Source organism: Lysobacter sp. P5_B9 (assembly GCF_054049835.1).
Genome location: NZ_JBFULP010000004.1, coordinates 196,238 through 209,858 on the forward strand (window position 1 = coordinate 196,238; position 13,621 = coordinate 209,858).

General features: G+C 65.4%; 13 protein-coding genes. 2 read left to right on the plus strand and 11 right to left on the minus strand.

What is annotated here, in order from left to right:
* Positions 1–45 precede the first annotated feature (45 nt).
* Both ACXJJ9_RS10280 and ACXJJ9_RS10285 read left to right on the plus strand, forming a co-directional pair.
* Entirely contained in the window at positions 46–309 is a 264-nt protein-coding gene (locus ACXJJ9_RS10280) for a hypothetical protein (protein ID WP_457097087.1), read from the plus strand.
* Positions 310–376: 67 nt separating this feature from the next.
* On the plus strand, positions 377–1,135 hold the full coding sequence (locus ACXJJ9_RS10285; protein ID WP_457097088.1) for a pyridoxine 5'-phosphate synthase: 759 nt from the start codon (positions 377–379) through the stop codon (positions 1,133–1,135).
* 186 nt (positions 1,136–1,321) lie between these two features.
* On the opposite strand, the gene ACXJJ9_RS10290 is transcribed toward ACXJJ9_RS10285, so the two are convergent.
* The 11 genes from ACXJJ9_RS10290 to dnaA form a co-directional block, all read right to left on the minus strand.
* Positions 1,322–1,738: an ExbD/TolR family protein gene (locus ACXJJ9_RS10290; RefSeq protein WP_457097089.1), complete on the minus strand. Its 417-nt coding sequence runs from the start codon at positions 1,736–1,738 to the stop codon at positions 1,322–1,324.
* A 251-nt stretch (positions 1,739–1,989) separates the two neighbouring features.
* Positions 1,990–2,406, minus strand: coding sequence for an ExbD/TolR family protein (locus ACXJJ9_RS10295; RefSeq protein ID WP_457097090.1), 417 nt, complete (start codon positions 2,404–2,406; stop codon positions 1,990–1,992).
* 21 nt (positions 2,407–2,427) lie between these two features.
* Positions 2,428–2,859 carry an ExbD/TolR family protein gene (locus tag ACXJJ9_RS10300; RefSeq protein ID WP_310054889.1) on the minus strand — a complete coding sequence of 144 codons (432 nt, stop codon included), beginning with the start codon at positions 2,857–2,859 and terminating at the stop codon, positions 2,428–2,430.
* Positions 2,860–2,894: 35 nt separating this feature from the next.
* Positions 2,895–3,668: a MotA/TolQ/ExbB proton channel family protein gene (locus tag ACXJJ9_RS10305; protein WP_457097091.1), complete on the minus strand. Its 774-nt coding sequence runs from the start codon at positions 3,666–3,668 to the stop codon at positions 2,895–2,897.
* 81 nt (positions 3,669–3,749) lie between these two features.
* On the minus strand, positions 3,750–4,406 hold the full coding sequence (locus tag ACXJJ9_RS10310; protein ID WP_457097092.1) for an energy transducer TonB: 657 nt from the start codon (positions 4,404–4,406) through the stop codon (positions 3,750–3,752).
* A 165-nt stretch (positions 4,407–4,571) separates the two neighbouring features.
* Entirely contained in the window at positions 4,572–5,789 is a 1,218-nt protein-coding gene (locus ACXJJ9_RS10315) for a tetratricopeptide repeat protein (protein ID WP_457097093.1), read from the minus strand.
* Between the two features lie 124 nt (positions 5,790–5,913).
* Positions 5,914–6,720 carry a M48 family metalloprotease gene (locus tag ACXJJ9_RS10320; protein WP_457097094.1) on the minus strand — a complete coding sequence of 269 codons (807 nt, stop codon included), beginning with the start codon at positions 6,718–6,720 and terminating at the stop codon, positions 5,914–5,916.
* A gap of 120 nt (positions 6,721–6,840) precedes the next feature.
* Positions 6,841–9,303 carry a DNA topoisomerase (ATP-hydrolyzing) subunit B gene (gene gyrB, locus ACXJJ9_RS10325; RefSeq protein ID WP_457097095.1) on the minus strand — a complete coding sequence of 821 codons (2,463 nt, stop codon included), beginning with the start codon at positions 9,301–9,303 and terminating at the stop codon, positions 6,841–6,843.
* A gap of 165 nt (positions 9,304–9,468) precedes the next feature.
* Positions 9,469–10,572, minus strand: a complete 1,104-nt coding sequence (gene recF, locus ACXJJ9_RS10330) for a DNA replication/repair protein RecF (RefSeq protein ID WP_457097096.1) — start codon at positions 10,570–10,572, stop codon at positions 9,469–9,471.
* A 102-nt stretch (positions 10,573–10,674) separates the two neighbouring features.
* Positions 10,675–11,775: a DNA polymerase III subunit beta gene (gene dnaN, locus ACXJJ9_RS10335; protein ID WP_457097097.1), complete on the minus strand. Its 1,101-nt coding sequence runs from the start codon at positions 11,773–11,775 to the stop codon at positions 10,675–10,677.
* 474 nt (positions 11,776–12,249) lie between these two features.
* Entirely contained in the window at positions 12,250–13,590 is a 1,341-nt protein-coding gene (dnaA, locus tag ACXJJ9_RS10340; protein ID WP_457097098.1) for a chromosomal replication initiator protein DnaA, read from the minus strand.
* Positions 13,591–13,621: the final 31 nt, after the last annotated feature.

Below are 13,621 nucleotides of genomic sequence, written 5' to 3' on the forward strand. Positions count from 1 at the left end.
AACCGGCGCGGTAAACTGCCCCCCAGCGTATTCGGGAGTTCGCCCATGGCCTGGTTGTTCCTCGTGCTTGCCCTTGCTGCCCTGTGGATGGCGTTCACCGCTACGACGACCGGTGGCCTTGCGTTCGCGTTGCTGGTGGCGCTGGCGATGTTCGCCGCCTTCGTCCTCAAGCTCGCGTCCGACCGCATCGGCAGCCGCGCGCGTGACGAGCAGCTGATACTGGATCCGGAAGAGCTGCGGCGTCTGCGCGAGCAGGCCGAAGCGCGCCGGCTCGCCGCGGCCACCCAGAACGAACCGCCGCGCGGTTGATCCGCCGGAACGTCGCGGCGCCGTCGTGCCCGGTGGTGGTGCGCGATCGCCGGGTACACTTCGGGCGATGACCGTCCTCAGCGTCAACGTCAACAAGATCGCGGTGCTGCGCAATTCGCGCGGCGGCAGCGAACCGGACGTGGTCCGCGCCGCCCGCGCCTGCCTGGATGCCGGTGCGCACGGCATCACCGTGCACCCTCGTCCCGATGCGCGCCACATCCGCGCCGACGATGTGTTCGCGCTCGCCGAGCTCACGCGCGAATACGGTGTCGAGTTCAACCTCGAAGGCAATCCGTTCGCGCCGTCGCGCGCCGGCTATCCCGGCTTCGTCGCCTTGTGCGAGCAGGTGCGCCCGGCGCAGGCGACGCTGGTGCCCGATGGCGATGCGCAGCTCACCTCCGACCACGGCTTCGATTTCGCGCGCGACGCCGAGGCGTTGCGTCCGCTGGTGGCCCAGCTGAAGGCACTGCAGTGCCGCGTCAGCCTGTTCGCCGACGCGCATGGCGAGCAGGGCGATGACATGCAGCAGGCCGCGACGCTCGGCGCGGATCGCGTCGAGTTGTACACCGGGCCGTATGCCGAAGCGCATGCCGCGGGCGACGCCCGGGACATGCTGCTGCGCTTTGCCGCGACCGCGCGCCGAGCCCAGGCGGAAGGCCTGGCGGTGAATGCCGGGCACGACCTCAGCCAGGACAATCTGGGCGCGTTCCTGCGCACGGTGCCGAACGTGCAGGAAGTGTCGATCGGGCATGCGCTGATCGGCGAGGCGTTGTACGCCGGCCTTGCGGCGACGGTGAAGCGATACCTGGCGATCCTCGCGGGGTGACGCGCACCGCGTTTCGGCACGACGTGCCAGCTCACCGGCTTGATGCGAACCAGCTTGCAGGCATTACGCTGCATTCGCTGGGCACGTGCGTCCCGCCTGGCTCGCAAACGATCATCCCCTCGCAAAGTCGCCAGGCGCATGGCGCGCCTTTCAACGCGCCATGGCTGGATGCTCTGTCAGCGAGGCCTACTGCATCGCGATATTGCTGATGCCGTTGTTGCGGGCCACGGTCAGCGCGGTGGTGAACGCCTGGTAATCGGCGTCGCCACTCACGGACAGATCCACGACCGTATTCGGCGCCGCGCGCGCGGCTTCGCCCAGCGCCGATGCGAGCGCGCGTTCGCTCAGTACGACGCCATCCAGCACGAACTGGCCGCTGCCTCGCACACCGAGGCTGAGATGCGGCGGTTTGATCGACTGCGGTCCCGGCGGCGGCGTCTGCGGCAACCGCAGGTCGATCGAGCGCGTCACCATCGGCGCCGCCACCATGAAGATGATCAGCAGCACCAGCATCACGTCGACCAGCGGCGTGATGTTCATCTCCGCCATCGTTCGGCCCTGCGTGCCCCGGCCGGAATCGCCCGCAAACATGGAAGTTGCCATGGTGCCCTCCCTCTGTCGTGTCGAATGGAGCGCCGCGCGGACCTCGTCCGTCCGGTGGCCTCGCATGCGCCGGGCGACGGGTCCTGGATTTCACGCTACGCCCGACTTCACAACGTTGACAAGGGGCGCGTGGGGTTGCGCGGGCGTCGCGACCTGCGGCGGGCCTGGCGGCACGCGAAGCGCGCATAAAAAAACGCCGCCCGGAGGCGGCGTTTCACGACTGTTGGTAGCGCTTGAAACGTTTGCCAGGCTTACTGCGGCTGGACGAAGCCGATCTTCTGCATGTCGGCGTTCTTCGCCCGTGCCAGCACCTTGGCGAGGACGCCGTAATCGGCATCCGGGTTCACATCAATTTCGAGCAGCGGCTGATTGGTGGGGTCCTTGGCGACCTCATTGTTCATCTGCTGCTGCAGCACGCGCATATCGATCGGCGAATCGTTCCAGAAGATCGTGCCGGCGGCGTCGATGCGCAGACGGATCGGCGGCGGCGGGACCTTCGTCTGCGGCGGCTGGTTCAACGAACGCTGCGGCAGGTTGACGTCGATCGGGTAGGACAGGATCGGCGCGGTGACCATGAAGATGATCAGCAGCACCAACATCACGTCGACGAGCGGCGTGACGTTGATGTCGGCCATAGGACCGCCGCCGGAACCACTTGCAAATGCCATGTCTATTTCTCCGGTTAGCGGTTACGGCTGGCCCGAGCGATCCTTGATCGCCACGAAGCCGACCTTGCGCATGCCCTGGTTCTGGGCGATCTGGACGACCTCCTGAACCAGCTTGTACTTGGCGGTCTTGTCGCCACGTACGTTGACCTGCGGCTGCGGGGTCTTCTGCGCCTCGACCGAGAAGCGGCTCTCGATCACGCCCTTGGTCACCGGTTCGTCGTTCCAGTACAGCGCACCGGTGTCCTCGACCGCAATCGTGATCGGAGTGACCTTGATCGTCTCTTCCGTTCGCTTGGTCAGGTTCGCCTCAGGCAGATCGACCTTGACCTTATGCGTCATCAGCGGCGCGGTGATCATGAAGATGATCAACAGCACCAACATCACGTCGACGAGCGGCGTGACGTTGATTTCCGCCATCGGGCGGCCGCCACCACTACCAGAATTGAAAGCCATGTCCGAACTCCGAAACGACTACTGGTGACCTGGGATCAGCGCTTGGCGACTTCGCCGACGCGCGAGCCGGTGGCGAAGAAGTCGTGCAGGTCGTGGGCAAACGTATCGAACTTGTTGTTCGTAACGCGGTTCAGGCGGGTGAAGAAGTTGTACGCGAGCACGGCCGGGATCGCGACGAACAGACCGAGGGCGGTCATGATCAGCGCTTCGCCCACCGGACCGGCGACGGCGTCGATCGAGGCGTTGCCCGAGGCGCCGATGCGGATCAGCGCGCCGTAGATGCCCCACACGGTACCGAGCAGGCCGACGAACGGCGCGGTCGAACCGACGGTGGCAAGCACGGTCAGGCCGGACTCGAGGCGCGAGGATTCGCGGGTCACGCCCTGGCGCAGGGCACGGTCGACGAACTCGGAGCGGTTCAGCGATTCGACCAGGCGCGAGCCTTCGTGGCGCTGGTGGTGCGCGGCGGCCTGGGCGGCATCGAGGGCGATCTTGGAGAACGGCTCGAAGCGCGGCTGCTCTTCCATGAAGCGGATCGCGTCCTGGGCGTTCGGGGTTTCCCAGAACGTGGTGATGACGCGGTCGGAAGTGCCCTTCAGGCGCACGTTCTTGATGAAGTTGGTGACGATCCAGTAGATCGACAGCACCGACATCAGGGTGAGGGTGAGAAGCACAGCCCAGGAGACGGCGTAGTGGCCCGGGTTGCTAACCATTTCCTGGAGCAGATTGCCAAAGCCCATCTGCGACAGGGCGGCGGCGTTGGAGCCCCCGGTCTGGGCCGCGGCGGCGGCGGTGGTTTCCTGCAACATGACGCTTACCTTTTAGTCGTGGAAGGTGGAATTGCTAATTACTACAGTGCTCCCCGGCCGCGAGGCCGGGGTTTGAAAGCTTTAGAAGTTGAAGACAACCGGGACGCGCACGGTGCTGGGCACCGGCTGGCCATTTTCCTTGGCCGGGTTGAAGCGCCACTTCTTCTTGCGCGGAGCATCCTGGGCGGCGCGGTCGAGGTCGCGGTTGCGGCTGGACTTCTCCACACGCACGTTGACGACATTGCCCTGGGCGTCGATGTCGACCAGCAGCACGACCGTACCGGTCGCGCCGGCGCGAGCCGCAGCCGGCGGGTTCATGCGCTGCGAGGACGGATCGATCGAACCGGCGATGGTTTCGCTCGGACGCGGCGGGGCCGGCGGCGACGGCGGCACCGGCGGCAGGTCGACCGGGCTCGGGTCTTCGACCTCGATCGGCGGCTGCTCAGGCGGCGGCGGCAACGGCGTGGGCTGCGGCGGCGACAGCTGGCGGACCGGCTGTGGCTTGGGCTCTTCCGGCGGCGGCGGCGGCGGCGGCGGGGGCGGCGGCGGCGGACGCACGATATTCACGATCGTGGTCTCTTCCTTGGCCTTCTCGCTCGGCGGGGCGGCCAGCGGAGCGAGCAGCAGCAGCAGGGCGCCGACGTGGACGGCCAGCGCCATGCTGATGCCGGTGATTCGCGCCCAGTTAAGGCCTTCGGGCTCGTCGTCGTGGGTATGGATTTCGAAGGCTTGCGTCATGCGCCGTAGCTCGGGAAGTGTTCCGGACGCCAGGGCGCCTCGGGCGATGTTCGATTCCGGCGCTCGCATCGGCGAGAACGCAGGAACCACCTAGCATATACCAAGTCGCGCCCGGGCTTCCAAGCGCGAAGCGGTATTTTGTGCTCTGCGACTCTTAATTGGCTCTTATTTCGCCGGCAGCGCCAGGATCTTCTTGGCGTCATCGGGCTTCTTCAGGCCCTTGGCGATGGCCTGCTTGGCCGCTTCCTTCGCTTCGGGGATGCGGGCCTCCTGCCAGAGGAGGCGGGCAAGGTTGAGATAGGTCTCGCCATCGTCATCCAGCGGCGCGGCCTTCTTGTAGGCATCGATGGCCGGACCGGGCTGCTCGGAGAAGTAGTAGGACTGCGCCAGCGCCAGATAGGACTGGTGGTCGGGCTTGAGGATGCCCTTGTCGAGACCCTCCTGGATGACGCCCGCGGCCTGCTTCTCCTTGCCCTCGCTGTTGAGGTAGGTGGAGTAGAGCTGGCGGTAGTCGCGGTCCTCGGTGAACTGACCGGCGGCGCGGAGCTTTTCCAGGACCACGGCCGCCTTGTCGTACTTGTCGGCCTGCAGGTAGACCGCCACGAGGTTCATCTGCGCACGCTTGTCGGTCGGGCTCTTGGCCGCGACCTTTTCGGCCATGGCGATCGCCTGGTCGCCCTGGCCGCTTTCGGCGTAGGCCGCCATCAGCAGCTGCTGCCAGTCGGCGCGGGGTTCGGGCGAGGCGTCGATGGCCTGCTTGAGGACGGCCGCGGCCTCGGGATACTTCTCGAGCCGGTACAGGGCATTGCCCTTGATCACCAGATGTTCCGGCTGCTGGCTCTTGGTTTCGCTGAGGAACTGATCGATGGTGGTGAGGCCGTCGGCGTACTTGTCTTCCTGCAACTGCAGCTGCGCCTTCATCAGCATGGCGTTGTAGTGGCTGTTGTTGTCCAGGCCATTGAAGGCCATCGCCTTGTCCAGGTAGGCGATCGCGCCATTGGCGTCGTCGGCTTCGTACGCGATCTGCGCAGCGATCTGTGCGGCGAAGGCGTGGTCATAGGCATTGAAGGCCTCGGTGCCGATGATCTCGTCGGCGATTGCGCGCGCTTCGGCCGGCTTCTCCTCGTCGTACAGCTTCATCATCTTCTGCAGCTTCGGCGAGGCCTTGGCCGAGGCCTTCGCGCCAGGCTCCTGACGCGTGGCGTTCGGATAGGTGACGGCTGCCTTTTCTTCCTTGCCCTGCTTGCTGGCCTTGGCTGCTTCGCGGTCGGCACGACGCTGCTGGGCGGCGCTCTGCGCACTGACCTGGGAAACCGCACCCAGGGCGAGCACGGCTGCGACGGTGGCGGCCAGGACAGTGCGATGAGAAGAGATGGCTTTCATTGGCAGTCACCTATGTTGCGGCTTGTGCGGCCCGGATCGAGAAGCGCCGGGTCAGGGGGCCGTCACGCTAACAGAAACGCCCGTGCCGGCGATATGGGGTCAGTTTTGCCCTTTGTGTCCGTGTTTAGCCGCACTTGGGGGTGTGGCCAGTGGCGCGGGCCTGTTCGTAGACCGGCACCAGGCTGGCGGCGCGGCTACCTAGTTCCTGGATCCGGGTTTCGGGATTGGGGTGCGTCGACAACCATTCCGGCGGATGGCTGCGGCTCGCCGCGATCATGTTCTGCCAAAGGTTGACCGCCTGGCGCGGATCGAAACCGGCGCGTGCCATGAGTTGCTGGCCGACGACGTCGGCTTCGGTTTCCTGCGTGCGCGAATTGGGCAGCAGGAAACCGGCCTGCGCCGCGATACTGCCGCCCTGCACGACCGCATTCGCCGCACCTTCGCCGTAGCGTGCGCCCGCAAGCGCGCCCAGCATCTGCAGCGCGCCCTGCGTTCCCATCTGCTTGGTGATGCGTTCGTTGTGGTGATGGGAATAGACGTGGCCCACTTCATGAGCGACCACGGCAGCCAGTTGATCCTGGTTCTTGGCGACCGTGAAGATCCCGGTGTTGACGCCTACCTTGCCACCTGGCAACGCGAATGCGTTGGGGGAGTCGTCGACGAATACTGCGGTTTCCCAGCCGATGTTCTGCCAGTCAGGCGGTAGCTGCTCAACCACGCGTTGCACCACGCAGCGCACGTATGCGCTCTGGCGGCTGTCGGTGCTTTGCGGGGTCTTGGCCTTGGTTTCGGCGAAGGCTTCCGCGCCGAGTTGCGCAAGCTGTTCTTCGGACACGCCACCGACAACCTGCGTTCGGCCAGTGGGCGACGTGGTGGTGGCGCAACCTGCAAGGAGCGTGGAAACGGCGACCGCAAGCAACAGACGCTTCATCGGCAACTTCCTGAATGGGTATTCCGCGTTGTAGACCGCGAGGGATTAACGCGTCGTCAATGTTGTAGGGCCGCGCAGCGACGCAGCGCCCGCCAGATGCGGGCGACCGCGACGCGATCTTCACACGTCCAGGTTGGCGACCTTCAGCGCGTTTTCTTCGATGAACTCGCGGCGCGGTTCGACCACGTCCCCCATCAGCGTGGAGAAGATCTGGTCGGCCGCCACGGCGTCCTCGATGCGTACCTGCAGCAGGCGGCGCGTTTCCGGATTGACCGTGGTATCCCACAGCTGCTCGGGGTTCATTTCACCCAGGCCCTTGAAGCGCTGGATCTGGCGGCCCTTCTTGGCTTCCTCGAGCAGCCACGCCTGCGCTTCGGCGAAGCTCAGAACCGGCTGTTCGCGATTGCCGCGCACTATCTTCGCGCCGGCGCGGACGAGGCCATGCAGCATCGCGGCGGCTTCGCGCACCGCGCGCAGTTCACCACCTTCGAATGCCGCCATCGGCAGCACCTGGGTGTGCTCCACACCCATGTGGGTGCGATGCACGAGCAGTGCGGCCTGGCGCGCATCCGTGGCCGGATGCAGTTCGAGGCGATAGCGCGGCTTGCCCAGTCCGGTGCGGTTGAGGCGCGCCTGCAGCGTGTCGAGTTCGTGGCGCTCGTCGGTATTGCTGGCGAGCGTGGCGGCATCGAGCGGCGTGAAATCGATCAGCGACTCAAGCACGATCGGATCGTAGCGGTGCGCATTGCGCGCGATCGCTTCGCGTGCGCCGGCATAGGCCAGCAGCAGTTTTTCCAGCGCTTCGCCGGTGATCGGCGGCTCGCCATCGGCGGGCACCAGCGAGGCGCCTTCGACTGCATTGCCGGCGAGATAGGCATCGAGCGCGGCATCGTCCTTGAGGTACAGCTCGGTCTTGCCCTGCTTGATCTTGTACAGCGGCGGCAGGCCGATGTAGATGTGCCCGCGCTCCAGCAGCTCCGGCATCTGCCGGTAGAAGAACGTCAGCAGCAATGTGCGGATGTGCGAACCGTCGACGTCGGCGTCGGTCATCAGGATGATGCGGTGGTAGCGCAGCTTGTCCGGGTTGTATTCGTCCTTGCCGATGCCGGTGCCGAGCGCGGTGATCAGCGTCCCCACTTCGGCCGAACCCAGCATGCGATCGAAGCGCGCGCGCTCGACGTTGAGAATCTTTCCCTTGAGCGGGAGGATCGCTTGGGTCTTGCGGTTGCGGCCCTGCTTGGCCGAGCCGCCCGCCGAGTCACCCTCGACGATGAACAGTTCGGACAGCGCCGGGTCCTTCTCCTGGCAGTCGGCGAGCTTGCCGGGCAGGCCGGCGATATCCAGCGCGCCCTTGCGACGGGTGAGGTCGCGGGCCTTGCGTGCAGCCTCGCGGGCACGGGCGGCGTCGACGATCTTGCCGGCGATGGCGCGGGCTTCGTTGGGGTGTTCCTGGAGGAATTCCTCCAAACGTGCACCGAACGTGCTTTCAACGACCGGCCTTACCTCGGAACTGACCAGTTTCTCCTTGGTTTGCGAGGAAAAACTCGGATCCGGCACCTTGACCGAGAGCACCGCAATCATGCCTTCGCGCATGTCGTCGCCGGACAGGGTGATCTTGGCCTGCTTGGCGATGCCGTTCTGTTCGATGTAATTGCTCAGCGTGCGCGTCAGCGCGGCACGGAAGCCGATCAGGTGGGTACCGCCATCCTTCTGCGGAATGTTGTTGGTGAAGCAGAACATCGTTTCCTGGTAGGCATCGGTCCACTGCAGGGCGACGTCCACGGTGATGCCATTCATCTCACCGGATACTGAGATGACGTTCGGGTGCAGAGGGGTCTTCAGCTGGGCCAGATGCTCGACGAAGGAGCGGATGCCGCCCTCGTACTGGAAGACGTCGCGCTTGCCTTCACCACGCTCGTCGATAAGCGTGATCTTGACGCCCGAGTTGAGGAAGCTCAGCTCGCGCAGGCGCTTGGCGAGGATGTCGTAATGGAATTCGACGTCGGTGAAGATCTCGACCGACGGCTTGAAGCGGAGCAGGGTGCCACGCTTGCTCGAATCCTCGAGGCGCTTGAGCGGGTACAGCGGCTCACCCAGCGCGTATTCCTGACGGTGATGGCCGCCGTCGCGCCAGATATCCAGCCACAGGTGCTCGGACAGCGCGTTGACCACCGACACACCCACGCCATGCAGGCCGCCGGAAACCTTGTAGCTGTTGTCGTCGAACTTGCCGCCGGCATGCAGCACGGTGAGGATCACCTCGGCCGCGGATACGCCTTCTTCCTTGTGGATGTCGACCGGGATGCCGCGACCGTTGTCGGACACCGAGCAGGAGCCGTCCTCGTGCAGGGTCACGATGACTTCGTTCGCGTGCCCGGCCAGGGCCTCGTCGATCGAGTTGTCCACGACCTCGAAGACCATGTGGTGCAGGCCGGTGCCGTCGTGCACATCGCCGATATACATGCCCGGACGCTTGCGCACGGCTTCCAGACCACGCAGGACGGTGATCTTGCTGGAGTCGTAGGTCTGGGAGGGGGCGACGGGAGTCGGGACGTTCGCGGGATCGTGTTCGATCTGGGTCATGAGGTGCAGCAGGCTCCGGCGGCGCGTGGTCTGGCCGGGGGCCAGGCATCACACCGAGACACATGAAAATACGTGTGTGGAGTATAGCCGGGGCAAGCGGCTTCCGGGGTCCCGGGGCCGCGCGCGCACTCTCTGGGTTGGCGAGGAGCCAGCTTGCTGGCCGGCCTACACTGGGCCAACCAGTCCCTGTTCCACGTGGAACACACTAATGGGAGCAGAAACGTCCGTCAGTCCGGGGGGCCGCTCCGTTCCAGTGACAAACACCTGGGCCGAGCAGGCCAGTAGCCGATCGAGCACGCGTCGCTGGTGATGCCGGTCGAGTTCCGAGGCCAGATCATCGAGCGCGACCACCGGCCACTCGCCACGGTGCTCCGCATAGTGCCCGGCCTGGGCCAGCAGGGCGGCGAGCGCCGTGAGCTTGGCCTGTCCGCGCGACAGGGCCTCGCGACCCGGTACGGCGGAGAACGTCAGGGTCCAGTCGGCGCGATGGGGACCCACCGACGTATGGCCACTGGCCTGATCGCGGTCGCGATTCACCAGCAGCGCATCCAGCAGGGACAAGTCGTCCCGGCGCCAGCCGGGCAGGTACTGCAGTGAGCCCTGTCCTACCTGTGGGACCAAGTCGGCCAGCAGAGTCGCGTAGTGGGGCTGCAACGCCTCCAGATAATTCTGTCTGTGGACGGATAGCGGCTCCCCGGCGTCCGCCAGTTCAGCGTCCCAGGCATCCAGTTGAGCGCTGGTCGCGCGCGACTTCAGCAGGGCATTCCGTTGGCGCAGCGCCCGGGAATAGCGGCGCCATAACGGCAGGAACTCGGGTTCCACGTGGAACAAACCCCAATCCAGGAAGCGTCGCCGTGGTTCGCCCCCGCCGCTTATCAGGACGTGACTGCCCGGATCGAAGCTGACAACGGCCAACGCTGCGCAGAGTTCGCCCAGATGCGCGACCGGACTGCCATCCAGCCGGCCGGTCCAGTCCTGCCCGCTGTGGCGCAACCCGGCCTTGCGGGAACGGAGAGACTCCCCGCCGGCGCGGCTCGCCCGTTCTTCCCATTCCACGAAGATCTCCAGCGCCGGCGCGCCAGCCTGCACAAGGCCGTCCCGGACTCGCCCGCGGAAGCTGCGTCCGTAGGCCATCAGGTGCAGGCCTTCGAGGATGCTGGTCTTACCGGCGCCGTTGTCCCCGATGATCAGGTTGACCCCTGCGGCAGGTCGCAGGCTGGCGTCGGAAAAACGACGCAGGTTGCGGAGGTCGAGGCGGGTGACGTGCATGGATGGACTCTAGTGTGCAGGTGGAACCGGACAAGGAGGAGAGCCCCAAAAGAAAACGCCCAGCCGGGGCCGGGCGTTCCACGTGAAACATTGAGGCCTGGATCAGAGGCGCAAGGGCATCACGACATGGCGGCAGCGCTCATTCGACGCCTCCCGCACCATCGCCGATGAATTGGCGTCGCGCAGGGCCAACACCACGTTCTCATCGCGCAAGGCAGTCAGGGCATCGAGCAGGTAGTTGACGTTGAAGCCCACGGCCAGGTCGCTGACCCGTGTTTCGGCTTCGACCTCTTCCTGCGCCTCTTCCTGCTCGGGGTTGTGCGCGCTGATCTTGAGCTGGCCGGGCGACACTTCGATGCGCACGCCGCGGTACTTCTCGTTGGACAGGATCGCGGCGCGCTGCAGCGATGCGCGCAGCACCTCGCGGTCGATCCGCACTTCCTTGTCCGCACCGATCGGGATCACGGCCTCGTAGTCGGGAAAACGCCCGTCGATCAGCTTGCTGGTGAAGGTGACATCGTCGCGCTTCACCCGCAGATGGCTGCGGCCCATTTCCAGTTCCAGTTCGCGCTCGCCGCCTTCAAGCAGGCGTTGCAGCTCGGTCACACCCTTGCGCGGCACGATGATCTGGCGCTTGGTACTGGCACCGGCATCGAGGGGGGCCTCACACAAGGCCAGGCGGTGGCCATCGGTGGCCACACAGCGCAGCGAGGTCTCGCGCAAATCGAAGAGCAGGCCGTTGAGGTAGTAGCGCACGTCCTGTTGGGCCATGGCGAACGCCGTGCGTTCGATCAGCTCCTTCAGGCTCGCTTCGGGTACCCGCACACGCTCGGTCGCCTCGACCTCGTCGATCGAGGGGAAGTCGTTGGCGGGCAGGGTGGACAGCGTGAAGCGGGAGCGTCCCGCCTGCACCGTGATCTTCTCCGCCGTCTGCGAGACGGTGACCTTGCTGCCATCAGGCAGGGCGCGGACGATCTCGAACAGCTTGCGGGCCGGGATCGTGGTCTCGCCGTCCTGCGCGTCGTCCACACCGATGCGCGACACCATCTCGACTTCGAGATCGGTACCCGTCAGTGAGAGCTGTCCGGCTTTGACCTGGACCAGCAGATTGGCGAGGACCGGCAGGGTTTGCCGACGCTCAACGACATTGACGACTTGCGCCAATGGTTTCAGGAACACTTCGCGTTGCAGGCTGAAACGCATCGATGACGCTCCCCTTACCAAAACAAAAGTAGTGAATAAATCAAAAGCATGGTGATGATGGAGCAGCGCTAAAACGCTGAAAACAGCATCAAGCCTTTGATTTAATTAGGAAAAAACAAAGTTAAAACCTTGTGGAAACCCCAGGCCAGCCGGGGCACAAGCTGTGGACAACTTTCTCCGGGGCGTACCGCGGTCCAGTTGTCCACAACTTGTACGCAACTCGTCCGCAGCACCCTGTGCGCAAGCGGAGTCATCCACCGCTTATCCACCGGACTGAAAACCTCTGGAGCGCTGTGTGCGGGCGCGTGGCAGGCGTTTGCCCACAGGGCGCGACCGCATGGTGTGAACGATACCGCGCCGCGGCCATGACGCGCAGCGGGGAACGGAAAATATTGCGGCCCGGAGCTGGTCCGGGCACAAGGGCTGGCGATGCAGGCCGGGTTCGGCGGCGTCCCGGAGGCGCCGGGAGCTACGCTACTCGCTGAGCTTGCGGATCAGCTTGTCCCAATCCTCGCGCAGCTTGCCGTCGGTCTCGAGCAGGCCACGGATCTGGCGGCAGGCATGCAGCACGGTGGTGTGGTCGCGGCCGGCGAAGGCGTCGCCGATCTCGGGCAGAGAGTGCTCGGTCAATTCCTTCGCCAGCGCCATCGCCATCTGCCGCGGGCGCGCCAGTGAACGCGTGCGCCGCTTGCCGAGCAGATCCTTGATCTGCAGGCCGTAGTAATCCGCCACCACCTTCTGGATGTTGGGGATGCCGATCGCCTGTTGCTGCGCGCGCAGCAGGTCGCGCAATGTTTCCTGCGCGAACTCGGTGGTGATGGTGCGGCCGGTGAAGTTGGCGCGCGCCGCAAGCGTATTGAGCGCGCCTTCCAGGTCGCGCACGTTGCTGCGCATCTTCTTGGCCAGCAGGAAGGCGACGTCCTCGGGGATGTGCGCACCGCGCTCGCGTGCCTTGGACAGCACGATCTGCGCGCGCGTCTCGAAGTCGGGCGGATCGATCGCCACCGACAGGCCCCAACCCAGGCGCGATTTCAGCCGCGGCTCCAGGCCCTCCACTTCGCGCGGGAAGCGGTCGCAGGTCAGGATGATCTGCTGCTTGCCATCGATCAGCGCGTTGAAGGTGTGGAAGAACTCTTCCTGGGTGCGGTCCTTGCCGGCGAAGAACTGGATGTCGTCGATCAGCAGCGCATCGACCTGCTGGAACTGCCGCTTGAACGCAGCCATGCCATTGGTGCGGTCCTGCAACGCCTTCATCAACGACGCCAGAAACTGCTCGCTGCGCAGGTACAACACGCGCATGTTCGGATTGGCCGCGCGCATCGCGTTGCCGGCGGCGAACATCAGGTGGGTCTTGCCCAGGCCGGTGCCGCCATACAGCAGCAGCGGATTGTGGGCGCGGTCGCCGGGACGTGCCGCAGCCTGCAGCGCCGCGGCGCGACCGAGCTGGTTGCTCCGCCCCTCGACGAAATTGTCGAAGGTGTAGTGGGCGTCGAGGTTGCCCTCGAAGGGCTCGCTGCGCGTGGGTTCGGCGCCGCCGCGGACCGGGATGGACTCGGTCAGGGGCGCCGGTGCGGACGCGCGCGGCAGGGTGCCGATTTCCAGCTGGACCTCGTCGCTGCCGGCGAAGTGGCTGAGCAGCTCGCGGATGCGGCCGAGGTAGCGCGCACGCACGTGTTCGACCACGAAGGCGTTGGGCGCGTACAGCACGGTCACATGGTCGCGGCGCGTAGCCTGCAACGGCTTGAGCCAGGTGTGGACGTCTTCGGCCGGGAATTCGGCTTCCAGGCGTTCGAGGCAGCGGGGCCAGGCTTCCATCTTGAGATCGGGGACCACGCAGTCGATAAAA